Origin of the sequence: Kribbella italica, from assembly GCF_014205135.1 — a bacterium.
GTDB lineage: Bacteria > Actinomycetota > Actinomycetes > Propionibacteriales > Kribbellaceae > Kribbella > Kribbella italica.
Genome location: NZ_JACHMY010000001.1, coordinates 7,028,511 through 7,050,808 on the forward strand (window position 1 = coordinate 7,028,511; position 22,298 = coordinate 7,050,808).

The 22,298-nt window shown below is 69.3% G+C and carries 18 protein-coding genes; 8 read left to right on the top strand and 10 right to left on the bottom strand.

What is annotated here, in order from left to right:
* The first annotated feature begins 173 nt into the window (after positions 1-173).
* Both HDA39_RS32825 and HDA39_RS32830 read left to right on the top strand, forming a co-directional pair.
* Positions 174-410 (top strand): helix-turn-helix domain-containing protein, encoded by a 237-nt coding sequence (locus HDA39_RS32825; protein WP_184801831.1) that lies wholly within the window; start codon positions 174-176, stop codon positions 408-410.
* Positions 407-1,393, top strand: coding sequence for a serine hydrolase (locus HDA39_RS32830; RefSeq protein WP_184801833.1), 987 nt, complete (start codon positions 407-409; stop codon positions 1,391-1,393). The genes HDA39_RS32825 and HDA39_RS32830 overlap by 4 nt, the downstream gene beginning before the upstream one ends.
* Before the next feature lie 1,285 nt (positions 1,394-2,678).
* Here HDA39_RS32830 and HDA39_RS32835 read toward each other — a convergent pair.
* The 9 genes from HDA39_RS32835 to HDA39_RS32875 all read right to left on the bottom strand — a co-directional run bounded on the left by HDA39_RS32835 (position 2,679) and on the right by HDA39_RS32875 (position 13,885).
* Entirely contained in the window at positions 2,679-3,299 is a 621-nt protein-coding gene (locus HDA39_RS32835) for a response regulator transcription factor (protein WP_184801834.1), read from the bottom strand.
* Between the two features lie 522 nt (positions 3,300-3,821).
* The gene (locus HDA39_RS32840; protein ID WP_184801836.1) at positions 3,822-5,072 is read right to left on the bottom strand and encodes a CehA/McbA family metallohydrolase; all 1,251 of its coding nucleotides are present in this window, start codon (positions 5,070-5,072) and stop codon (positions 3,822-3,824) included.
* Positions 5,072-6,253 carry an ABC transporter ATP-binding protein gene (locus tag HDA39_RS32845; RefSeq protein WP_238356203.1) on the bottom strand — a complete coding sequence of 394 codons (1,182 nt, stop codon included), beginning with the start codon at positions 6,251-6,253 and terminating at the stop codon, positions 5,072-5,074. Before HDA39_RS32845 ends, HDA39_RS32840 begins: the two co-directional genes overlap by 1 nt.
* Complete coding sequence (locus tag HDA39_RS32850; protein WP_184801838.1) at positions 6,253-7,074, bottom strand: ABC transporter permease subunit; 822 nt, start codon at positions 7,072-7,074, stop codon at positions 6,253-6,255. The genes HDA39_RS32845 and HDA39_RS32850 overlap by 1 nt, the downstream gene beginning before the upstream one ends.
* On the bottom strand, positions 7,071-8,078 hold the full coding sequence (locus HDA39_RS32855) for a carbohydrate ABC transporter permease (RefSeq protein WP_238356204.1): 1,008 nt from the start codon (positions 8,076-8,078) through the stop codon (positions 7,071-7,073). The genes HDA39_RS32850 and HDA39_RS32855 overlap by 4 nt, the downstream gene beginning before the upstream one ends.
* Positions 8,078-9,505, bottom strand: coding sequence for an extracellular solute-binding protein (locus HDA39_RS32860; RefSeq protein ID WP_184801840.1), 1,428 nt, complete (start codon positions 9,503-9,505; stop codon positions 8,078-8,080). The genes HDA39_RS32855 and HDA39_RS32860 overlap by 1 nt, the downstream gene beginning before the upstream one ends.
* 487 nt (positions 9,506-9,992) lie before the next feature.
* Complete coding sequence (locus HDA39_RS32865; protein ID WP_184801842.1) at positions 9,993-10,760, bottom strand: ricin-type beta-trefoil lectin domain protein; 768 nt, start codon at positions 10,758-10,760, stop codon at positions 9,993-9,995.
* A gap of 385 nt (positions 10,761-11,145) precedes the next feature.
* Positions 11,146-11,538 (bottom strand): hypothetical protein, encoded by a 393-nt coding sequence (locus tag HDA39_RS32870; protein WP_184801844.1) that lies wholly within the window; start codon positions 11,536-11,538, stop codon positions 11,146-11,148.
* A gap of 40 nt (positions 11,539-11,578) precedes the next feature.
* On the bottom strand, positions 11,579-13,885 hold the full coding sequence (locus HDA39_RS32875; RefSeq protein ID WP_184801846.1) for a DEAD/DEAH box helicase: 2,307 nt from the start codon (positions 13,883-13,885) through the stop codon (positions 11,579-11,581).
* A 142-nt stretch (positions 13,886-14,027) separates the two neighbouring features.
* On the opposite strand from HDA39_RS32875, the gene HDA39_RS32880 reads away from it, so the two are divergent.
* The 6 genes from HDA39_RS32880 to HDA39_RS32905 all read left to right on the top strand — a co-directional run bounded on the left by HDA39_RS32880 (position 14,028) and on the right by HDA39_RS32905 (position 21,416).
* The gene (locus HDA39_RS32880; protein WP_202893186.1) at positions 14,028-14,387 is read left to right on the top strand and encodes an STAS domain-containing protein; all 360 of its coding nucleotides are present in this window, start codon (positions 14,028-14,030) and stop codon (positions 14,385-14,387) included.
* A gap of 165 nt (positions 14,388-14,552) precedes the next feature.
* Positions 14,553-16,856: a sodium-translocating pyrophosphatase gene (locus HDA39_RS32885; RefSeq protein WP_184801848.1), complete on the top strand. Its 2,304-nt coding sequence runs from the start codon at positions 14,553-14,555 to the stop codon at positions 16,854-16,856.
* Positions 16,857-17,214: 358 nt separating this feature from the next.
* Positions 17,215-18,225 (top strand): ABC transporter ATP-binding protein, encoded by a 1,011-nt coding sequence (locus HDA39_RS32890; protein ID WP_184801850.1) that lies wholly within the window; start codon positions 17,215-17,217, stop codon positions 18,223-18,225.
* Between the two features lies 1 nt (position 18,226).
* Positions 18,227-18,991 (top strand): ABC transporter permease, encoded by a 765-nt coding sequence (locus HDA39_RS32895; protein WP_184801852.1) that lies wholly within the window; start codon positions 18,227-18,229, stop codon positions 18,989-18,991.
* A gap of 171 nt (positions 18,992-19,162) precedes the next feature.
* Positions 19,163-19,951, top strand: a complete 789-nt coding sequence (locus HDA39_RS32900; protein ID WP_184801854.1) for a DUF2785 domain-containing protein — start codon at positions 19,163-19,165, stop codon at positions 19,949-19,951.
* Positions 19,952-19,979: 28 nt separating this feature from the next.
* Positions 19,980-21,416, top strand: coding sequence for a DUF7059 domain-containing protein (locus HDA39_RS32905; protein WP_184801856.1), 1,437 nt, complete (start codon positions 19,980-19,982; stop codon positions 21,414-21,416).
* Here HDA39_RS32905 and HDA39_RS32910 read toward each other — a convergent pair.
* Positions 21,410-22,285, bottom strand: a complete 876-nt coding sequence (locus tag HDA39_RS32910) for a hypothetical protein (protein WP_184801858.1) — start codon at positions 22,283-22,285, stop codon at positions 21,410-21,412. The genes HDA39_RS32905 and HDA39_RS32910 overlap by 7 nt on opposite strands.
* Positions 22,286-22,298: the final 13 nt, after the last annotated feature.

Sequence of the window (22,298 nt, forward strand, 5' to 3'; positions counted from 1 at the left end):
GAGGCCTCCAACAACCTGGGCCAGCAACGCCACCGCACACACCACCACGGTCACCGGCTCGCGGCATCCGGATGTCCAGTACGGCGACAACCGGTACTGCCCCGGGACTTCGCGAGCACAACCCCGGGTCAACATTGGTTGACGGTCAGCTGGTCGTCAACTAAAGTTGACGCATGGATGCTCAACACCTGGCGAGTCTGGTCGTCGCGACCTCGGACGAGGACCCGGTGGTCGCCTTGGTGGCGACGGCGCGTCTTCGTCAGGAGACAGAGCGATGGGAGGCGGTGCTCGTCCGCCGTGCCCGTAACAGCGGGGTGACCTGGACGGAGATCGCCAGCGTGCTGGGGGTTTCGAAGCAGGCCGTTCACAAGAAGTACGGAGGGCGTGGCCTGATGGGTGGTCAGCCGTGACGGAGGTCCATGGTGACGAGTCACTTGCGGCGGAAGTACGCGAGCTCGTGGGCGATCGGCACCCGGTGCTCGTCGCCGCAACGGTGACGCCGGACGGGAGCAGATTGGCCGGGCTCGGTGCCTCCCTCGATGCGGATATGGAGCTCGGCTCGATCTCCAAGGGGATCACCGGACTGCTGTACGCCGATGCGCTCGAGCGCGGTGAACTCACTCCGTCGACCACACTCGGCGAACTGTTGCCGCTCGCGGACACCCCCGCGGCCGGCGTGACGCTCGCGCCGATCACGACACATCGCTCCGGACTGCCGAGTCTGCCCCCGGCGGCCGCGCCCCTACGACGAACCATTTCGCTGTGGAGGACGGGCGCCAATCCCTACGGTGAAAGCCGGGAAGACCTCATCGTCCAGGCACGCGGCGTGCAGCTCAAGCGGCCGACCGCCCGCTACTCCAACCTCGGCTTCGAACTGCTCGGCCACGCGATCGCGTCCGCGGCCGGGACGAGCTACGCGGATCTCCTTCACCGGCGAGTCTCCGAACCTCTCGGGCTTGAGGCGTTCTACGCGCCCGCAACGCTGGATCAGCTACAGCCCGGCGCGCTGATCGGCACAAGCAGATCGGGACGAACGCGGCAACCATGGACCGGCGAGGCATTCGGGCCTGCTGGCGGTATCCGCGGATCGATTCGCGACCTGGCACGCCTCGCAGCCGCACTACTACTGGACGGCTCTGCTCCGGGCGTGGCCGCCTTGGACCCAGTCGCGGACTTCTCCGGCCGGACGCGCATCGGCGCCGCGTGGATCACCCTTGACCACAACGGCTGGCCCGTCACCTGGCACAACGGCGGCACCGGCGGATTCCGCACCTGGCTCGGCCTCGACCGCACCGCCGGCACCGCCGTCGCCCTCATGTCCGCGACCTCAATCTCGGTAGACCACCACGGATTCAACCTCCTGGCCCAACACACAGCCAAAGCAGCCCGATAGCCACTCCGCCGCGCAGCGGTCACCTCGTTCGAGCTCGCCATCAAGCCCCGTCAGGTGAACGGCGTCTGATACCGCGGCTGGCTGATCGTCCGCGAGCGCGAGGACGAGGGATGGACCGGGACAGTGCAGTACGAGGCGACGACGACGTCGAGCGGACCAACCACCGCAAGGCTGCGAGGTCGACGCGCCCGAAGCCGCAAGAGGCGGCCCGGTGCTCTGGTCGTCGCTGTTGTCGTTCCAGGCCAGCGACCTGGAGGGAGACCGAGCGTGTCCAGCCGGAAGCCGGCGCGATGTCGTCCGGGGAAGCGAGCGACCATGCGTGACCAGGTGGAGCCTGTCGCGGCATCGTCCGGGGCCAGCGCAAGCGACCCGGGTGCGTGACCAAGCGCAGGCCGTCGCGGCGTCGTCCGTCGACTGCACTGCCCTGCGCCCACGCGCCTGCGCCCAAGCCCTGCGCCCACGCGCCTGCGCCCAAGCCCTGCGCCCACGCGCCTGCGCCCAAGCCCTGCGCCCACGCGCCTGCGCCCCCGCGCTCGCGCCCAGCGACCAGCGCCCCGCGCCTGCGCTCTGCGCTTGCGTCGGCACGTGCGCACTTGCGCGCGCTTGCGCCCGGCGCCACTTAGCTTGTGCCCGGTGCCCGGTGCCCGGTGCCCGGTGCCCGGTGCCCGGTGCCCCGCGCTTGCGCCGGGCGTCAGCGCCCCGCGCCTGCGCTCTGCGGTTGCTTCGGCACGTGCGCGCTTGCGTGCCGGCGCCACTGAGCTTGGGCCCGATGCCCTGTGCCCTGTGCCCCGTGCCTGCGCCGGGCGTCAGCGCTCTGCGCCTGCGCATGGAGGAGGCCCGTGGCCTGCGCTCCCGCTCCCGCGCTCCCGCTCCCGCGCTCCCGCGCCCTCCGCAGCCATACGCGTCGCGCCCTGAGATCCTGCGCCCGCGACCGCGCCTGCACGTGCGCAGCTGTCTCTGCGCCCATATCAGCAGGTGGTGCCGGGGGGATGCTCGCGCGACCGGCGACCGGCGACCGGCGACCGGCGACCGGCGACCGGTAGTGGTCCGCCGTCTTTGCGGTGGCCCGTGGCGGCTGCGACCGCGGTAGCCCGAAGGGAAGGCCGCGGTGAGTGGCCGCCGGCTCGGCCGCTGGCGGGGTGGCTGCAGTCGGTCCTGCTGTGCTTGGGCTCGTGGGCTGTTTGAGCTGGGGCAGGACCTCCGAGCAGCTGGTGGAGCACGCTTGGATGCTGGTCGGCGGGCACGGCTTCGGCGTGCGCAGGCTCGAGGGCGGGGTCTTTCGATGTTAGTCGTAGAGCCAGCCGTTGTGTTCGGCGATGGTGATGGCGTCGGCTCGGGTTCGGGCGCCGGTTTTGCCGATGGCGGACCAGAGGCGGGTGCGGACGACGCGTTCGGAGACGGCGAGCTTTTCGGCCATGGTGGCTACGGTGCCGCCTTCGCGGGCGGCGCGGAGGGTGGTGGTTTCGCCTTCGGTGAGGGGGGTTTGGGTGTAGTGCAGGGTTTCGGCGGCGAGGTTGGCGTCTACTACGCGCAGGCCCAGGTGGACTCGGCGTACTGCGTCGGCCAGTTGTGGGGTGGGGGTGTTCTTGAGGGCGAAGCCTTTGGCGCCGGCTTCGAGGCCGCGGCGGAGGTGGCCGGGGCGGCCGTAGGTGGTGAGCATGACGACCCGGCACTCGGGCATCGAGGTGCGGAGCTGGGTGGTGACGGTGATGCTGGCGTGGCCGGAACCGGCGGCGTCGAGCAGGGCGATGTTCGCGCGGTGCCGCTTGGCGGCGGCGACCACGTCGTCGGAGCGCTTCAGCTCGGCGACGATCTCCAGGTCGCGTTCGCGTTCCAGAGCGCTTCTGAGAACGCCTCGGCTGAGGATCTGGTCGTCGACCAGCAGCAGCCGGATGCGGTCGGGCAAACGAGCCTCCGGGGTTCCGTCCGGGCGCCGGGGAAGTGCGTCCGGGAGGATGAGCAGGACTTCGGTTGAAGATCATGGATCCAGCTGACGGATGCCGTCCACATCAACGCGGTATCTCTACCAGATTGCGACCAGATCGCGACCCACCTACCCCATCAGTTGTTGGGTGCTGCTCTGTGCATGCCTTCCTTGTTCTGCCCAGTTGGGTGAATGAGCGTTGTCTGGAGGGGATGTCGGTGTGGCGAGAGGGGCTTGTACGGCGTACGGCGTGGGCTGGGGTGGGTGGCGCTGCGGCCGGACTCGGTTGCCGGGGGCTGAGGTCGCGGCGGCCGGAAAGAAGAACTAGAGCGAGCGGGGAGGTAGGAGCCGGGCGGGGCCTGGTCAGGAACGGGTGGCTGTGCGGCCGGGTGAGGCCTGCCGGGGGAGGGTGGTCGGGGTGAATGTGGGCGCGATCGCGCTGGAGGCGCCCTGCCGGGCCGGGGTGGGGTGTGGGGTCCGGGCGGACAGGTGGGACGTGGGTGGTCAGTGGGTGAGGGAGATGAACTCTCCGTCGTGGGTGACCAGGACGTGGCCGCCGGGGTGGTCGGCGGGCAGGGTTTCGAACGCGGTGCGGATGGGACGGCGGGTGCCGTCGGGGGAGATCAGGACGGTGTTGGGGGCGTCGAGGATGACGAACTCGTTGGCGTTGCGGAGTACTACGGGGGCGTTGTAGCCGGCGGAGATGGTGGTGCGGCCGGCGGTCAGGGCTTCTAGGACGGCGGGTACCAGTTCGTCGGGGGTTTTGGCGTTGGCGTCTACGGCGAGCCAGGTGGTGGGGGTGCCGGGTTGCGAGAGGGACGACGGGTTGTGCCAGTCGCTGCCGCCGATGGGTGTGGTGGAGAGGCTCCAGGATTCCCACCAGGCGATGGGGCCGCCCCAGCGGCGGTCGAGCCAGGAGGAGTGCCAGATCTCGGCGAGCGGTGGGTGGGCTCCCCACAAGGGCTGGCGCCATGAGCAGTCGCCGCCGAGGGGGTGGTTGATCGACAGCAGGCCGCCGCGGCGGGCGACTTCGGGGACCCACTCGGCGGCGGGGCGGCGGAAGTCGATGACGCCGATGGTGCCGAAGGCGTTGGCGTGGCCGGACTCGGTGGTGACTTCCTGGCCGGGGATCAGGCCGATGCCGAAGCGGCGGCCTACCGAGGGGAGTTCGAGGTGGTGTGCCTCGGTGTTGTGATCGGTGCAGGCCAGTACGTCGAGGCCGGCGGCGACGCCGAGGGCGGCGAGGTTCGCGATGGGGGTGGAGCCGTCGGAGTGCAGCGAGTGGGCGTGGAAGTCGCCTGCGATCCAGCGGAGGCCGTCGGCCGAGGGGAGGGTGCGGCGGGGTGGGCGAGGCGGTACGGCGACGGCTTCGGTGGCGGCGGCGTACTCGGAAAGGCCCGGTACGACGGAGACGGGGCCGGTGGTTGCTTCGACGATCAGTTCGGCGCCCTCGATCGGGAGGCGGTGGAGGCCGAGGACGACCCACCAGGTGCCTGGTTCGAGTTCGCCGGGCAGGTAGCCGGGGGTGGCGGCTGTTGGGGTGATGGCGAAGGTCTGCCGCGCTCCACCAGACCAGCCGCGCCAGCCGTTGGCGCCTTCGCAGCCGAGGTCGATGACGACGCCTTCGACGGCGGGGACGGTCAGGGTGACTAGCAGGCCCTCGCAGCCGGGTGGGATGTCGACCGGCAGCGAGTGCCAGACGGACTCCGCCCGGTCGTCGAGAGTCCAGCGGCGTTTGAAGGAGGTGACTGCCATCAGCTGTCCGCGGAGCCGGCCGAGCCAGCCGAGCCCGGGGCAGAGGTCGAGCGGGAGCCCGCCGGGACTGGCTGCGAACCGGCCGGCACCGGCTGGCGGGCAAGGAGCTCTCCGGAGTCCTGGTCGTAGAGCAGGACTCGTTGGACCGGGGCGGTGAGGTTGACCGGCGTACCAGGAGCCGGCTCGTCCTCCTCAGGGACGGTGACACCGATCAGCGTGCCCGCGCAGTCGACCGAGACCAGGGACGACGTGCCGAGGTTCTCCGCGACGACGACGATGCCGTGGATCGACGGTCCGGTGGCGTCGCCGGTGGACAAGGTGAGGTACTCCGGGCGGATGCCGACCGTGACCTTCGCGCCGGTCGGAATCGAACCGGTTGCTGCGGGCAACCGTCCGCCGGCGACCTCGACGGTGCCGGACGAGGAACTGTCCGTGGCGCCGACCTCGCCCTCCAGGAGGTTCATCGGCGTGGAGCCGATGAAGTTGGCGACGAAGGTGTTCGAGGGCCGGGCGAACACCTCGCGCGGAGAGCCGAGCTGGACCAGCTTCCCGGTCTGCATGACCGCGATCTTGTCCGCCAAGGCCAGCGCCTCGGCCTGGTCGTGCGTGACGAAGACCGTGGTGATGCCCAGATCCCGCTGCAACTTCTTCAGGAACGTCCGCGCCTCGAGCCGCAGCCGCGCGTCCAGGTTGGACAGCGGCTCGTCGAGCAGCAGCACCTTGCCCTCGGACGCGATCGCCCGAGCCAGCGCGACCCGTTGCTGCTGGCCACCAGAGAGTTGCCCAGGACGACGTTCGAGCAGCCCTTGCAATGAGAGCTCACCCGAGGTCTTCTCCGCGACAGTGGCGCGCGTAGCAGCGGCGACCCGACGGACCTTCAACGGATACGTGATGTTCTCGGCCACGCTCATGTGCGGGAACAGCGCGTAGTCCTGGAAGACCATCGCCACCCCACGCTTCCCGGGCTCGAGCCGGGTCACATCAGCGCCGTCGATCCGGACCGTGCCCTCGGAGGCGTTCTCCAGCCCCGCGATCGTTCGCAGCAGCGTCGTCTTGCCGCACCCGGACGGCCCGAGCAGGGCGAAGAACTCGCCGTCGGCCACGCTCAGGTCCAGTCCGTCGACGGCGCGCACGCCGTTCGGGTAGACCGTCGCCAGGCTTTCGATGTCGATGCCAGCCATCAGCTCTTGATTCCTCCGTGGAAGCGGAACCCGTACCTCGAGTTCACCAACAGGTACAGCACGACAACCGGGATCGAGAACAGCAGCGAGAAGACCGGGATCACCGAGAGGTTGGCGCTGCCGCCCTCGTCGGTGAAGGTCTGCAGCAGCACCGCGCCGGGTTGCTTGTCGATCGACCGGATCAGCAGGAAGGGCACCAGAAAGTTGCCCCACGAGTTCACGAACGCCCAGACCAGGATGGTCGCCAGACCGGGCCGGGCGACCGGCAGCACCACGTCGCGCAGGATCTGCGTGGTGGACGCGCCGAACACCCGGGCGGACTCCTCGTACGACTTCGGTACGGCGTCGACGAAGTCCTTCAGGATGAAGATTGCCGCCGGCAACAGTCCGCCGGTCATCACCAGCGCGACACCGAAGCGGGAGTCGATCAGCCCGAGCTGGAACATCATCACGAAGATCGGCACCATCGCCGCCGTCCCGGTGACCACCGACGACAGCAGCAGGAGCCCGTACAGCAAGGCGTCCCGCCCCGGGATGCGCACCCGCGAGAGCGCGTACGACGCCAGCGCCGCGAACGCGGTCACGGCAACAGCCGTCGTCACGCAGATCAGCAGCGAGTTGACCATCGAGTGCAACGCGTAGGGGTGGTCGAGCGTCTTGCGGACGTTGTCCAGCGTCCAGTCCGGCCAGCGCACGCCGAGACCGGGAGAGGCGTCGAAGGGCGCGGACGCGATCCACAGCATCGGGACCGCGAAGAACAACGTGATCGCGCAGATCAGGACGTAGAAACCGATCCGCCGTACGACGTACGCCGGGCTCACGAGCGCCTCCTCAGCAGTCGCAGGTACAGCAGCGCGACCAGCAGGTTCGCGATCAGCAGCAGGAACGAGATCGCCGACGAGTAGCCGAGCTCACCGCCCTGCAGTGCGACGTTGTAGATGTAGACCGGTACGGTCTCGGACTCGTGGTTCGGGCCGCCCTTGGTGAGCAGGAACGGCGAGAAGTCGTTCGCGGTCCACAGCGAGATCAGCAGCGTGTTGGTCAGCACGTGGCCCCGGATGTGCGGGAACACGACATCGCGCAGCGTCTGCCAACCCGAGGCCCCGACCATGCGGGCCGATTCCAGCTGCGACGGCGGGACCGCCTGCAGCGCGGACGAGTAGAGCATCATCGAGAAGGCCGTACCGCGCCAGGTGTTGAACAACACCAGGCAGACCATCGGGTACTCGATCAGCCAGGCCGTGCCCTGCTGGCCGAGGATGCTGTTCAGCGTCCCGGTGTCGCGGTCGAAGAACGCGATCCACAGGTACGCGACCACGGTCGACGGCAGGATCCAGGCCAGCAGCACCAGCCCTTCGACCGTACGGCGAACAGCCGGCCGCGCCTTGCGCATCGTCCACGCCAGCGCGAACCCGAGGATGTTCTGCCCGATGATCGCCGAGCCCAGCACGAACAGCAGCGTCAGCCACAACGCGTTGTGGAACAGCGCGTCGTTGAGCGCCTTGGTGTAGTTCGACAGCCCCACGATCGACGGCGACACGGCCTCGACCCCGGTGAGCCGGTAGTTCGTGATGCCGATGTAGATCGTCCAGACCGCGGGGAAGACCAGGAACGCCCCGATCAGCAGCAGCGCGGGCGCGACGAAGCCGAGCGCCCGCCCGATGCCGAGCCCGGCAACATCCTGAGCCGGGCCACGGTTTCGGCCTTGCCCGCCACGTCGCCGTGGACCTGGTGATTGGGGGGAGGGGGCGCCCGGACCACTCGCTTCGCTCGTTCCAAGTCCCCGCGCCGGGTCGCCCGGTGCGGGGCTCGTGGTGGCCGCCATCAGTTGCTGGTGACCTTGTCCTTGCCGCCCGCGGCGGACTCGACGGCGGTCTGGTACGCCTTGGCCGCGTCGTCCGGAGACTTGCCGCTGATCACGTCCGCGGTCGCCTGCTGCAGCGCGGCCGAGATCTTCGGGTACTCCGCCAGACCCGGCCGGTACTGCGTGATCGGCAGCACCTTGGTGGCGACGAAGTTCAGCATCGGGTCACCGGCCAGCACCTTGGCGTTGACGTCGGTGCGCTGGGTGATCTTGGCCGCGCCGTCCAACGAGGCTTCGACCATCTCGGCGGAGTTCATGAACGCCAGCAGCTCCCAGGCCTGCTGGGGAAACTTGGTGTTCGGGTTGATCGCAGTCACGCCGCCACCGGACATCGAGACGAAGTCCTGGCCCTTGACGCCGGCGCCGGGCTTGGCGGCCGGGATCAGCGCGTACCCGACGGCGGTGTCGCGGTCGGCCATCTTGGCGACGCCCTCCTTGGGCTCCACCACGCTGCGCCAGAAGTAGTCGCCCTCGAGCAGGATGCCGATCTTGTTCGCGGCGAACTCGGCGAACGACTTGTCCCGGCCCTTGGCCTCGCGCTGCAGCACCGGGTCACCCAGGCCGCCGCCGTAGATCTGCCGGTAGAAGTCGAGAACCTGGCGCACCGAAGCGGTGTTGCCCAGCCACTTGCCGTCGGTGTTGATGGTCGCGCCGGTGCCCACCAGCAGCGGCAGCACACCCTGCATCGAGGTGGCCTCACCCATCGCGGTGCCGCCGTTGATCTGGATCGGGGTGACGCCCGGCAGCTGCTTCAGCTTCTGGCCGGCGGCAACGATCTCGTCCCACGACTTCGGCTGCCAGTCGGCCGGCAGCCCGGCCTGCGCGAACAGCTTCTTGTTGAAGTACAGCACCCGCCCGTCGGTCCCACCCGGTACGCCGTACCGCTTGCTCTCGAAGCTGCCGAGCTGCTGCACCGAGTCCGGGATCTGCTTCCAGCCGTCCCAGTCGTCCACCTTGGCCGCGTCGCCGACGGTGTCCGTGAGCGGCTTGACGTAGCCGGCCTGGGCGAACTCGCCGACCCAGATGCCGTCCATGTTCATCAGGTCCGGTCCGGCCTTGTTGGACAGGCTGAGCGCGAGCTTCTGCTTGTAGACCTCGTCGTCGGAGCCGTCGCCCTCGAAGCGGACCGTGACGTCGACGCCCTTGGCCTTCTGCGCCTCGACGAACTTCGGGATCAGGACGTCGGAGGTGAAGGTCGCGCCGGCGCTGTTCTTGCCGCCCTTGACCGAGTTGGCGCCGATCACCAGCTCGACCTTCTTGGCGTCGGCGTTGCGGGTCGCGTCCTGGTCGCCGCTGCCGGAGTCCGACGACCCCAGACAGCCGGTCAGCAGCACCAGGGCGGCCACGCCCAGGGCAGCCGGTGGGATCACACGCGAGATGGGTCGCATCAGGAGGACTCCTTGCAGTGCGGGGGAGGTACGCGGGAACACTTTTACACCCGCAGATGACTTTGTGAAGACTTTTACCCGGTTGCCCAGGGCTACTTGGCGTGGCCATCCCAGGTCAAAGCCGATCTCGTCAAATCCGGTACCGCCGGGGCGCATTGCGGAAGAGTTAAAGCTCGCTCGCGGTTTCATCTCAAAGGGTAGCTGAGTAGATACAGAACGTGATGGCAGGAGGTAGCGTCGTCGGCGTTCGGAACACCGAAAACGGAGGTGAAGGACAATGCTCGGAGGCTTGCTGTACGACCTTCTGGGTGGGGGCCACCACTGGCACCACCACTGGCACCACTGGCACGACTGCTGGTGGTGACCAGCAGGCGGTGACCGGACCTTCCGCTGACGCGCAAGCAGCGGAACTCCCGAACCACCGATCAGTAGAACGAAAACGGGCGGCCCCGACATCGTCGGGGCCGCCCTTCGGTGTGGTGCGGGGTTACTTCTGGGCCAGCTGCATCATCTGCTTCGGCATCACCGACATCTCGGCCGGTACCGGGGTCTTGCCCCGGACCAGTTCGAGCAGGCTGCCGGCGGCGTTCGCGATCGGCAGCGGCAGGGCCAGGCCCAGGGACGCCAGCAGCGCGTTCACGAGCGCCAGGACCGCGCCCAGGATGTCGAGACCGGGCAGCGGCAGGGCCTTCCAGCCCTGGTTCGCAGCACCCACAGCGGCCGACGTGCCGGTCGGCTGGGCCTGCTTCGCCTTGCCCTGACCCATCAGCGAGCTGAGTGCCAGTCCACTCGCCGCGTTGACGAACGACCCGGTCGACTCGTCGTAGTTCCACTTCTGCCCGTCGCCGTCACGGCAGGGCAGCACCAGCACCGGTGCGTTCTTGGGCACGGTGACCAGGTCGGCCCCGGTGTCCAGACAGGCGCCGCTCTTGGCCAGAGCGCCACCGACGCTCTTGCTCATCGCGACCTGCAGCTGGCCCTTGCCGGTGTAGACCCATTCCTGGGTCTTGCCCTCCTTGCCCGGCGCGCAGGCCATCATCACCGCCATCGGGATCTTCTCGGCGGCCACGAAGGTCAGGCAGTACCGGGTGTCGGCGCTGCTGGTGATCTGCTTCACCGCGCCGACCTCGACGATGCCCGGTGGGGCCGCCGTCGGGGCCGGTGCTGCGGCGCGGGCCGGCAGTGCGGTGGCCAGCGCGACGCTGACGGCCAGGACTGCGACACCGGTGCGACTCAGAATGCTACGGACGATCAAGACAACCTCCAGAGGTCGTGCCATCTCGCGGCGTCAGGTCGTCGGGACCCCGAGGCGCGGAGCAGGCCGGCTCCGGGAACCGCGGCGGCACCCCTTGCGCGTGGGGTGGCGCGGCGGGTCGGTCCCCCGTGAGGAGGCGGTGTGACCCGGAAGTTCGGCAGTGACTCAACGCGACGTTGACGCCACGACCAGTAAGGCACAGACCCCTGGAAGCTGGTTACGGCCAACGGCCAGTACTTGATGCCATTGGCAACTAACTGCCAGCCGGAAGTCGTTGCGCAAGGCATCGAAATCCGGCTGCGTCACGGCCGAGCGGCGGTTGTGTGCCCGCCGTGGTGTGTTCGAGACAGTACGGCGTTCTGCGAAAAGTCCTTCAGCTTCCGGCTCAGTGCGGCTGACGGGTTTCGGGGCCGTCGGCAACAGTGTGCGGCTCGTCGGACGCCGGTACGTCGACCGGTACGTCGGCCGCGTGCTTGCCGGACGGAGCGGTGTCGTCGGGCTGCACGGTCGTTGCCGGGTCAGGGGTCGCGGCGACCTGGTGGCGCAGCTCGCGGACCTCCTTGTGCCGGCGGTAGCCGCGGCTGAGTCCCTTCTTCGTCAGCCACAGGCCGACGATCAGGACGGCGCCGGCGGCGGCGCCGAGGAAGAAGACGGTGGCCACGACGACGCCGAAGTCGACGCCGAAGACCTCCATCGTGGTCGAGGCGCCGGACGAGACCGCCACGCCGAGTCCGAACAGGACCGCGACGACGATCAGGACGATTCCGAGAACGGCCATGGTTTGCTGCCTCTCTTCCAGCAGCGGTGTGCTGGATCCCTCAGGCCTCACTGCCGAGAAGTGCGGTGAGCAGCGCCACGGCGCCGCTCTTGTCGAGTGGGTTGTTCCCGTTCCCACATTTGGGCGACTGTACGCACGACGGGCACCCGTCCGTGCACTCACAGTGTGCTATCGCCTCCCGTGTCGCGGTCAACCACTCGCGCGCCGCGGCGTACCCGTGCTCGGCGAACCCGGCGCCGCCCGGGTGCCCGTCGTACACGAAAACGGTCAGCCGGCCGGTGTCGGCGTGCTTGGCCGTCGACACTCCACCGATGTCCCAGCGGTCGCAGGTCGCGAACAGTGGGAGCAGCCCGATTGAGGCATGCTCGGCCGCGTGCGCGGCACCCGGTACGTCGTCCAGCCCGAGTGCGGCGACGGCGGTGTCCGGCATCGTCCACCAGACCGCCTTGGTCCGCAGCGTCCGTTCCGGCAGGTCCAGCGGCTGCTCGTCCAGCACGTCGCCGGTGACCAGCTGCTTGCGCTGGAACGACACCACCTGGCTCGTCACCTGGACCCAGCCGCGGGACAGCTCCGCCGACCCCCAGGCCTCGGTCGACTCGGTGGCCAGGATGCTGATCTCGGTGACGTCCCGGGCGAACGTCGTGTAGTCGGGTGAGGCCTGCTCGACGATCGCCGCGTGGTTCTCCAGGTCGAGCGTGCGGACCAGATACGACTCACCGGCATGCACGTACACCGCTCCCTCGTGCACCGACGCGTGGGCCGAACCGCCGTCGACCGTCCCGAGCAGGCGACCGGTCTGGTCCTCGACGATCTGAACGGTCTTGCCGCCGGCCGACCGGATGTCGATCGCGTCCACCGCGCGTTCGCGCCGGGTCCAGAACCAGCCGTGCGGGCGCTCGCGCAGCAGACCCTGCCGAACGAGCTGCGCGATCACGGTCGGCGTCGTGGACCCGAAGATCTCGTAGTCCGCATCGGTCAGCGGCAGCTCCTGCGCCGCGGCACACAGCTGCGGGCCGAGCACGTACGGGTTCTCCGGATTGAACACCGTCGCCTCGACCGGCCGTCCGAAGATCGCCTGCGGATGCCGGACCAGATAGGTGTCGAGCGGATCGTCCCGCGCGACCAGCAACGCCAGTGCGTCGCCACCGGCGCGACCGGCCCGGCCCGCCTGCTGCCAGAGCGATGCGCGAGTGCCCGGCCAGCCGGACAGCAGTACGGCGTCCAGTCCGGCGATGTCGATCCCCAGCTCGAGTGCGTTGGTCGCGGCGACGCCGGTGAGCTCTCCGCTCTGCAGCATGCTCTCCAGCCGACGCCGCTCCTCCGGCAGATAGCCCGCCCGGTACGCCGACACCTGCTCGGCCAGTGCCGGGTCCACCTCGGCCAGGTTGTCCCGGGCCGTCATCGCGACCTGCTCGGCTCCGCGTCGCGAGCGGACGAAGGCGACGGTGCGAACACCTGACACCACCAGGTCGGTCAGCAACTCGGCGACCTCGGCCGGGGCGGACCGTCGTACCGGTGCTCCGTTCTCGCCGCGCACTGAGGTCAGCGGGGGCTCCCACAGGCCGAAGGAGATACCGCCGCGCGGTGAGCCGTCGTTGACCACCTCGATCATCGGCAGCCCGGTCAGCCGCTCGCCGGACACGGCCGGCTCGGCAACAGTCGCCGAAGCGCAGACGAAGATCGGGTGTGCGCCGTACTGCGCGCAGATCCGCCGCAGGCGACGCAGTACGCCGGCGACGTGCGCGCCGAAGACGCCGCGGTAGTGGTGACACTCGTCGACCACGACGTACTGCAGGCAGCCGAGGAACCTGGCCCAGCGCTGGTGGTTCGGCAGCAGCGACCGGTGCAGCATGTCGGGATTGCTCAAGACGTACGTCGCGTGGTCGCGCGCCCAGTCGCGTTCGCTCCGCTCGGAGTCGCCGTCCAGTGTGGTCGCGCGCAGGCCTTCCACCTTGTACTGCGACAACGCGCGCAGCTGGTCGTGCGCGAGCGCCTTGGTCGGCGACAGGTAGAGCACCGACGCGGCCCGGCGATGCGGTGACGCCGCGTGCGCGATGCTCAGCGTCGCGAACGACGGCAGCAGGTAGCCGAGCGACTTGCCTGACGCCGTACCGGTGGCGACGACGACGTGCTTGCCGCTGTACGCCGCTTCGGCGGTGGCGACCTGGTGGATCCACGGACTGGTGACGCCGGCATCGGCCAGCTGGGCGAGCACTTCGGGTGGGACCCAGCGAGGCCACTCGGCGGTCCGGGAACCCCTGGCCGGTACGGATTCCACATGGGTCAACCGGCCTGACCGGTCTGGACCGGAGGTGAGGTTTTGCAGTAGCCGTGCCGCCTCACCCATGAACCAGACCCTAGCCCTCCTCGTGCACGGGCGAACGCCTCCGCCGGATGCACGCGGCTTTTCGCCCAGGTAGGTCGACGCGGCACGCACCGGGATGAAAGAGTTTTGCACGCGGCCCTACTCACGGTCCGTACATGGTTGAATGCAACGGTTCACGGGATCGGAGGCCGAAGTGGATCTGTCGCTGACGACGCGTCCGGAGGGCGGGCGCACCGTCGTCGAGGTGGGTGGGGAGATCGACGTCTACACCGCGCCGAAACTGCGCGAGACGATCGTCTCGCTGGTCGACGCGGGGCAGTACGACCTCGTCGTCGACCTGGAAAGAGTGGAGTTCCTGGACTCCACCGGGCTCGGCGTACTGGTCGGAGGACTGAAACGGGTCCGCACCCACGACGGGTCGCTGTCGCTGGTCTGTACGCAGGAACGGCTGCTGAAGATCTTCCGCATCACCGGCCTGACCAAGGTTTTCGAGATCCACCCGGATGTCGCGTCTGCGATCTGAAAAGGTGTCCCTGTCATCACGTTCGGTGGTGTGAGTCAGACCACCCCGCGGTCAGGTCTGGTTTGTGACCCGTTAGAGTGACCCACCGCGCCAGCAGTCCTGGCGTCTTTTTCGTATCATCCGACCCCTTCGGTTGCCCTGAGGGGTTGCCTACAAGGAGGACGGATGTCCGCGCTTTCAGTACAAGCGGTGGATCTGTCGTCGAGCAACACCACGCTGGTCATCGTCGTCGGTGTGATCGCGGTCCTCGCGGTCGCGATCGCGATGGTGTTCCGCAGCCAGGTGCTTGCCGCGAACGATGGCACCGAGAACATGAAGACGATCGCCCTGGCGGTGCAGGAAGGCGCTTCGGCCTACCTGTCCCGGCAGTTCAGGACGCTGTCGGTCTTCGCCGTGGTGGCGTTCCTGCTGCTGTTCCTGCTGCCGGTGCACAGCGACGGCGGCAACGAGACCACACTGAAGATCTTCCGCTCGGTCTTCTTCCTGGTCGGTGCGGGCTTCTCCGCCGCCATCGGCTACCTGGGCATGTGGCTCGCGACCCGGGCCAACGTCCGCGTCGCCGCCGCCGCCCGGGACGAAGGACGCGAGCCCGCCATGCGCGTCGCGTTCCGGACCGGTGGAACGGTCGGGATGGCAACCGTCGGCCTCGGCCTGTTCGGTGCGGCCCTGGTGGTGCTGCTCTTCAAGGGTGACGCCCCGACCGTGCTCGAGGGCTTCGGCTTCGGTGCCGCCATGCTCGCCATGTTCATGCGTGTCGGCGGTGGCATCTTCACCAAGGCCGCCGACGTCGGCGCGGACCTGGTCGGCAAGGTCGAGCAGAACATCCCCGAGGACGACCCCCGCAACGCCGCGACGATCGCCGACAACGTGGGCGACAACGTCGGTGACTGCGCCGGTATGGCCGCCGACCTGTTCGAGTCGTACGCCGTCATGCTGGTCGCCTCGCTGATCCTGGGCAAGGCCGCCTTCGGCGAGCAGGGCCTGATCTTCCCGCTGATCGTGCCGGCCATCGGTGCCGTCACCGCGGTCATCGGCGTCTTCCTGACCAAGCCGCGGGCCGGCGAGAACGGCCTGAAGACGATCAACCGGGCGTTCTACATCTCCGCCGCGTTCTCCGCGGTGCTGTGTGCGATCGCCGCGTTCGCCTACCTGCCGAGCAACTTCGGCGACCTGACCAACGCGACCGAGAAGATCGCCGCCCAGAGCGGCGACCCCCGGGTGATCGCCACCGTCTCGGTGATCATCGGCATCGTGCTGGCCGCGATCATCCTGGCCCTGACCGGCTACTTCACCGGCACCGAGGACAAGCCGGTCAAGGACGTCGGCAAGTCCTCGCTGACCGGCGCCGCGACCGTCATCCTGTCGGGTATCGCGGTCGGCTTCGAGTCGGCCGTCTACACCGCCCTGGTGATCGCCGCCGCTGTCTACGGCGCCTTCCTGGTCGGTGGCTCCGGTGTGCTCGCGCTGTTCGCGATCGCGCTGGCCGGTGGCGGTCTGCTGACCACCGTCGGCGTCATCGTCGCGATGGACACCTTCGGTCCGGTCTCCGACAACGCGCAGGGCATCGCCGAGATGTCCGGTGACGTGGACGGCGACGCGGCCCAGATCCTGACCGAGCTGGACGCCGTCGGCAACACCACCAAGGCGATCACCAAGGGCATCGCGATCGCCACCGCCGTCCTGGCGGCGACCGCGCTGTTCGGCTCCTACACGGACTCGATCTACGCGGTGCTGAACGACGCCGGCGACGCCGCGTTCAACACCGACGCGCTGGTCTTCGACCCGTCCACGCTGGTCGGCCTGATCATCGGTGCGGCCGTCGTGTTCATGTTCTCCGGACTGCTGGTCAACGCCGTCGGCCGCGCCGCCGGTGCGGTCGTCTACGAGGTCCGTCGCCAGTTCCGCGACATCCCCGGGATCATGGAAGGCACCGGCAAGCCGGAGTACGGCAAGGTCGTGGACATCTGCACCCGCGACTCGCTGCGTGAGCTGGCCACGCCTGGTCTGCTCGCGATCGCGGCCCCGATCGCCGTCGGCTTCGGCCTCGGCGCCTCGGCGCTGGCCGGTTACCTGGCCGGTGCGATCGCGTCCGGCACGCTGATGGCGGTGTTCCTGGCCAACTCCGGTGGCGCCTGGGACAACGCGAAGAAGCTGGTCGAGGACGGCAACCACGGTGGCAAGGGTTCGCCGGCGCACGAGGCCACCATCATCGGTGACACCGTGGGCGACCCGTTCAAGGACACCGCCGGTCCGGCCATCAACCCGCTGATCAAGGTGATGAACCTGGTCTCGGTGCTGATCGCCCCGGCCGTCGTCGGCATGTCGAGCATCGGCGAGGACACCAACACCCCGCTGCGGATCGCGATCGCGGTGGTGGCCGTGGTCATCATCGTCGCGGCCGTGGTCGTGTCCAAGCGGCGCGAGTCGGTCATCTCCGACACCCCGGCGGAAGCCAGCATCGCCGCCTGATCCATCCGCAGCACCGCAACGGCCCGCCGGAGCTCTCCGGCGGGCCGTTGTGCGTTCTCCTGTGCCTGATAGGGCAGGAAAGTTCCGGAGTACGCCGCCAAGTGGCAGTCACTCCCGGTCTTTCGTCTCCGGCGCGTCGACTTTCGGCTGATGCCCCACGACCCCGCCGTACGGGATGCTCAGGGGGACGGTCAGGGACTTGCCCGATGGCTGCCGGGGTGGTGGGACGGAAGACTCCATCCCCAGGTGGACACACCGGATCCGTCCCGGGTCCGATGCGATCCGGGGGTCCCGGCTCGATACTGAGATGGACTGCCCGCCCTGACATCCGGCGCGCTACCGAACGAGGAGTACGGCGATGATCGAGGCACAGAGCCTCACCAAGCGATACGGCGCAACCGTTGCCGTTGACAACCTGTCCTTCGAGGTGAAACCCGGCAAGGTGACCGGCTTCCTCGGCCCGAACGGGGCCGGTAAGTCCACCACCATGCGGATGATCCTCGGACTCGACACCCCGACCTCCGGCGACGTCCGGATCGACGGCAAACGCTACCGGGACCTGCGGCAGCCGCTGACCGAGATCGGCGCGCTGCTGGACGCGAAGTGGGTGCACCCGAACCGGTCCGCCCGCGCGCACCTGTCCTGGATGGCCGCGTCGAACCGGCTGCCGAAGAACAGCGTCGACAAGGTGCTGGACATGGTCGGCCTGACCGAGGTCGCCAACAAGCGTGCCGGGGCGTACTCGCTCGGCATGTCGCAGCGGCTCGGCATCGCCGGCGCCCTGCTCGGCGACCCGCGGATTCTGCTCTTCGACGAGCCGGTCAACGGCCTCGACCCCGAGGGCATCGTCTGGATCCGGACCTTCATGCAGCGGCTGGCCTCGGAAGGCCGCACGGTGCTGGTCTCCAGCCACCTGCTGTCGGAGATGGCGCTGACCGCCGAGGAGCTGATCGTGATCGGCCGCGGCCGGCTGATCGCGCAGAGCTCGACCGCCGAGTTCGTCGAGCGGGCCAGCGGCAGCACGATCAAGGTCCGCACCCCGCAGCTGGACCAGTTGCAGGCGGTGCTGCAGCAGCAGCAACTGACCACCCGCGTCGAGGCCGGCGACCAGGACACCAAGGTCCTGTACGTCGACGGCGACGTGACCACCGACCAGGTCGGCGAGCTGGCCGCCGCGCAGGGCGTCGTCCTGCACGAGCTGACCCAGCAGCGCGGCTCGCTGGAGCAGGCCTTCATGGAGCTGACCGGCGACTCGGTCCAGTACCACGCGCAGGACGGTGCCCAGCCTGCTCCGGGTGTCGCCGGCGCACTCGGCGTACCGCCGGTCTCCGGCGTCGAGACGGTCTCCGGGCCACGAGAGGACAACTGAGATGTCGGTCATCGCAGTCGAGCGGATCAAGCTCTTCACCACCCGCTCGCCGTGGTGGTGCATGATCATCGCCGCCGTGCTCACGATCGGGCTGGCGGCCCTGTCGACGGCCTTCCTGGACGCCAGTGACGAGGCGTCGGCGACCGTCTTCATGACCCAGGGCGGAGCCCAGCTCAGCCAGATGGTGATGATGGTGATGGCCGCGCTGGCGGTCACCACCGAGTACCGGTTCGGCACCATCCGGACCAGCTTCCAGGCCGTTCCGCAGCGGGCGGCGCTGCTGCTCGGCAAGACCTTCGTGGTCGCCGTGCTGGCCGGCCTGGTCGGTCTGATCGCGTCCTTCGGCGCGTGGCTGATCGGCAGCCTGCTGGCCGGCGGTGCCGACCTGTCGATCAACACCGGCGCCGAGTGGCGGCTGCTGGCCGGTCAGGGCATCGTGTTCGCCCTGTCCGCGGTGATCGCCGTGGCGGTCGGCATCCTGATCCGGCAGAGCGCCGGAGCGATCGCGATCCTGATCCTCTGGCCGCTGCTGGTGGAGAGCCTGTTCACGCTGATCCCCAAGATCGGCGACGACCTGGCCAAGTGGGCGCCGTTCGCCAACGGCAGCTCGTTCCTGAACCAGGGACAGGAGATGGGACTCGCCGGCGAGTTCGCCGGCGGCACCGACTACGCGCTGAGCCCCTGGTGGGCCCTGCTGTACTTCGCCGGCTGGGCCGCCGCGCTGATGATCCTGGCGCTGCTGAGCGCCAGCAAGCGCGACGCCTGACGCCCCACAGACGGCCGCCGGATCAGGGGAACCGGCGGCCTACCACCCGGCCAGGCTGAGGGGTCTTGGCCGACAGCCCGTGGAGTGTCCGTGACAACGGACACCCCACGGGCTGGTTGTCTGTCCGGGCCTGAGTGGCGGGCCGGTTCCTGATTGGTTAGGTTCCCTGTCATGACCGACTGGGCGCGGGTGCGCGCTGAGGGTTTCGAGGTTCCGGCCGATCGTCCGCTCCCGGAGTTGGTGGCCGAGTTGTCGGGGCTGCTGCGGTCCCCTGACCCGGCCGTGCGCGACGGGCAGGCTTACGCGACCTTGGCGACCTGGATCGCCAAGGGCCTGCTGTCCCCGGAGCTGCTGCGCGGACTCGGTGACGAGATGATCGAGCGGTTCACCGATCCGCAGGTCCAGGTCCGGACGTTCGCGCCGCTGATCCTCGACGCGATCGTGTCGGTCGGGGTGTTCGAGCCGACCTGGGTGCCGCCGTTCGAGCGCTGGTACGTCGCCGAGGAGGACCTGCGCGGGTACGACGCCGAGCTCGGCTGGCTGCACGCCGTCGCGCACGGGGCCGACCTGCTCGGCACGCTCGGGCGGTTCCCGGCGGTGGAGCCGGTGGAGATGCTCCGGCTCGGCATCGGGCGGATCCTGACCCCCACGGACTACGTGCTGCGCGACCTGGAGGACGACCGGCTCGGCTTCGCCCTGGCGTCGACGCTGACCCGCGCCGACCTGCTCGAGACCGACGTGACCGACTGGCTCGACCCGGCCGGCCGCGCGCTGGGCAACCCGCCACCGGACGGCGTCCGCCCGGAGATCACCAACACCATGCGCACCCTGCGCGCCGTCTACGTCCTGGTCGACCAGGGCGTCCGGATCGGCGACGCGGTGCAGCAGGTCCCGCACCGCGACCTGGTCCGCGCCAAGCTCGCCGAGGTACTCCGGATGGCGACGCCGTACTTTCTGTGAACGCAGCGGCGTGCGCGAGGATGGGGGCATGAGTGACCTGTCGAGTGGTCTGGTGGATCGGTTGCGTGGACTGTTCGAGACGGCGGACTACACCGTCGACGGTGTGGCCGAGCGGTTGGGGAGCCGGGCCAACGCGGCGTTGGCGCGCAACGAGACCACGTTGGCGTACCGGCGGACCAGTGGTGGTGACCCGCTCGACACGCTGATCCGGCTGTTCCTGCTGCAGCGTCCGGTGCCGGGATCTCTTCTGGACAAGGAGATTCTGCACGAATTGCTTGCCCTGGGCATCATTGTCGCGCAGGGCGACGAGGTGGTCGCCGCGATCGACGTCCGGCCGTTCGCCGAGGACGACCGCGCCTGGTGGGTGGTCGCGGACCCGACGCCGGGGCTGGACGGCCGGCGGGCGCCGATACGGTCCGATTACGTGCTCGGGATCGCTCCGGCCAGCCTGAGTCTGGTGAAGCTGACCGTGCCGTTGAAGGTGGAGAGCGCACTCGACCTGGGCACCGGCTGCGGCATCCAGGCGCTGCACCTGTCCGAGCGGGCGAACCACATCGTCGCCACCGACGTGAACCCTCGCGCCTTGCAGTTGACGCGCTGGACGGCCGCGCTGAACCGGGTCGAGCTGGACGTGCGCGACGGGTCGCTCTACGAGCCGGTGGAGGGTCAGCGCTTCGACCTGATCGTCAGCAACCCGCCGTACGTCATCGCACCGCCGAGCGACGGCAAGCTGACCTACCGCGAGACCGGCTTCGTTGGAGACGCTGTGGTCGAGCAGCTGGTCCGGCAGGCGCCGCAGCACCTCACCGACGGCGGCTGGTGCCAGCTGCTGGCCAACTGGACCTGTGTACGCGGCCAGGACTGGCAGGAGCGCATCGCAGGCTGGACCGGCGACCGGTCCAGCTGGGCCGTGCAGCGCGAGCAGCTGGACCCGGCCGAGTACGTCGAGCTGTGGTTGCGGGACGCGGGCCTGCACGGCCGGCCGGAGTACACGCAGCGGTACGACGAGTGGCTGGCCTGGCTGGACGACCAGCAGGTCGAGGCGATCGGCATGGGCTGGATCACCCTGCACAACGTCCCCGGTACGACGGACGCCGAGGCCTGGCCGTACGAGATCGAGCAGCCGATCGGCCCGCACGTCCTGCACCGCTTCCAGCGCCAGGAAGGCGTGCCGGACGATCTGACCGGCCTGCACCTCAAGCTGGCCGACGACGTCGTCCAGGAGACCGCCGGCCCGCCCGGCGCGGAGGACCCGGCCACCATCGTCCTGCGCCGCCAACGCGGCATGCGACGCGCCGAGCAGGCCGACACCGTCCTGGCCGGCTTCGTCGGCGCCTGCGACGGTGACCTCACCACCGGCCAGATCCTCGACGCCCTGGCCACCATCCTCGACCGCGACAACCTGTACGCCGAGTACCTGCCACAGATCAGGAACCTCGTCGTGGAAGGCTTCCTGGACTACTGACCGGCGAAGTCGACGTCCTCGGCCGTCAGCCCCGGCAGCCAGACGCCGCGGACGTCGTCGGCCATCTCCCGGAGGACGCCCTGCGCCCGGCCGAAGCCGGCGGCGAAACCCTGCCCGTAGCTGCTGCCGTGCGCTCCGGCCGGTGCCATGGTCCTGGCCAGCTGGTCGATCTCGGCGGCCAGCTCCGCCCGTTCCCGCAACCGCTCGGGGGTCGGATCCCAGTCCAGGCGGATCGTCTGCTCGAGTTCCCACAGCCGCCGCAACCGGCGGCGCAGCTCGTCGCGGTCGGCGAGCATCTCGGCTGCCGTCGGAAGCCTCCCCACGATCAGACGGGCGACCTCACGGTCCACCGGCCGGCCGTCGTCCATGAGCGCGGACAGCGCCCGCTGGACCTTGTCGACGGGGTTGCGGTCCGGAACGATCACGTGGCGTGCCGCCTTGGTCAGCGTCTCGGTCGCGGGAGGGCGCGGGACCGTGGGCTTGTCGAGGAGGGAATCGCGGTGCCAGTCCCGGATCCGGACGGCTGCCGCTCGCAGACCGGCGCGCCGGCCGTGTGCGAACTCGGTGTCGCCGGAGACGGCGACCGACTCGATCCGGCGGGCCGCGTCGGCGAGCACGTCCTCGAAGGTGACCATCGGGGACGGCAGCAGCCCGCGGTCGAGGAACGCCTCCACCTCCGTGGTCAGGGGGATGACGTCCTCCAGGGCGTCCTTCACCTGCGCCCACTTGTACAGCCCGCGGACCTTCGAGCAGACGCGGTCCGCCAGCCAGTGGACGTACGGCGGCTGCTGCGGGTACCGATGCAAGTAGTACGCGACCGGTTCGAAGAGCTCGAGGAGGTCGGCGCCGAGGCGGGCGGGCAGCGGCATGGCGCCCACGGTA